This window comes from Streptomyces sp. BRA346, assembly GCF_052851135.1.
The window spans coordinates 1-1,197 of the sequence record NZ_JAIWIH010000174.1; the positions used below are offsets into that span (position 1 = coordinate 1).

Annotated in this window: 1 protein-coding gene; it reads right to left on the minus strand. The window is 67.5% G+C overall.

Going from position 1 to position 1,197, the window contains the following annotated elements; genetic code table 11:
- The coding region (locus LCH29_RS43985; protein WP_446467294.1) for an amino acid adenylation domain-containing protein at nucleotides 1-1,169 on the minus strand (1,169 nt) is incomplete at its 3' end.
- Nucleotides 1,170-1,197 lie beyond the last annotated feature (28 nt).

Consider the following 1,197-nt stretch of genomic DNA (forward strand, 5'->3'; position numbering starts at 1 on the left):
GCTTCGCGGATGGTGTGGTGTTCGAGGAGTCGGGCTTCGATTTCGCCGAGTTCGATGCGGTNGCCGCGGACCTTGACCTGGAAGTCGTTGCGGCCGATGAATTCGATGGTGCCGTCGGGCAGCCAGCGGCCGAGGTCTCCGGTGCGGTACAGGCGTGTGCCGTCTGCGGTGAGCCAGTTGGGTACGAAGCGTTCGGCGGTGAGGCCNGGGCGGCCGAGGTAGCCGCGGGCGACGCCGAGTCCGCCGATGAACAGCTCACCGGTCACGCCTATGGGGACTGGTCGGCCGTAACCGTCGACGATGTAGATGTGGGTGTTGCCGATCGGTGCTCCGATGGGCAGTGTTTCCTGGCCTTCGGTGACGTGGGTGACGTCGTAGGTGGTGGCGAAGGTGGTTGTCTCTGTTGGGCCGTAGCAGTGGATCAGTCGCTCGGGTGCGGCTCCGCTGTGGAGNATGCGGGTGAAGGCTGTGGGGTCGCAGCGTTCGCCGCCGGTGAAGAGGTAGCGGAGTCCGGCGAAGCCGTCGGGGACGACGGCGGCGGTCTGGTTGAACAGGGCGGTGGTGGTGAACAGCCCTGTCACGGCGTTGTTTGCGAGGGTGGCTGCCAGTTGGCGTGGGTTGAGGAAGGTGTCCTGGTCGATGACGACGACGGTGCCGCCGTTGGNNAGNGGGCCCCAGATTTCCCAGGTGGCGGCGTCGAAGGAGGGGTTTGCTGCGAAGNCTGTCCGGTCGTNCGGGGTGAAGTCGACGTAGGGGTTGTTCACCACGAGCCGGATGATGCTGCGGTGTTCGACGGCTACGCCCTTGGGCACGCCGGTGGAGCCGGAGGTGTAGAGGACGTAGGCCATGTCCGTGGATGCGGACAGGTTGGGCAGGNCGGTGTCGGGTTCGTCAGCAAGGCTGGCGAGGTCGATGACCGGCGTCGGTGCCTCGGGCAGTTCCACGCCGTCGGTGAGGACCACCGCGGGGCGGGAGTCGGCGAGCATGAAGGCCGTGCGTTCGGCGGGGAACGAGGGGTCCATGGGGACGTAGGCGCCGCCTGCCTTGAGGGTGCCGAGCATGGCGGTCAGCAGGGGTATTCCGCGTCGGGCGCAGATGCCGACGCGGACGTCGGGGCCGACGCCTACCGTCCGGAGGCGGTGGGCGACCTGGTTGGCCTTCGCGTTCAGTTCCCGGTAGGTGACCTGCGTATCGCCG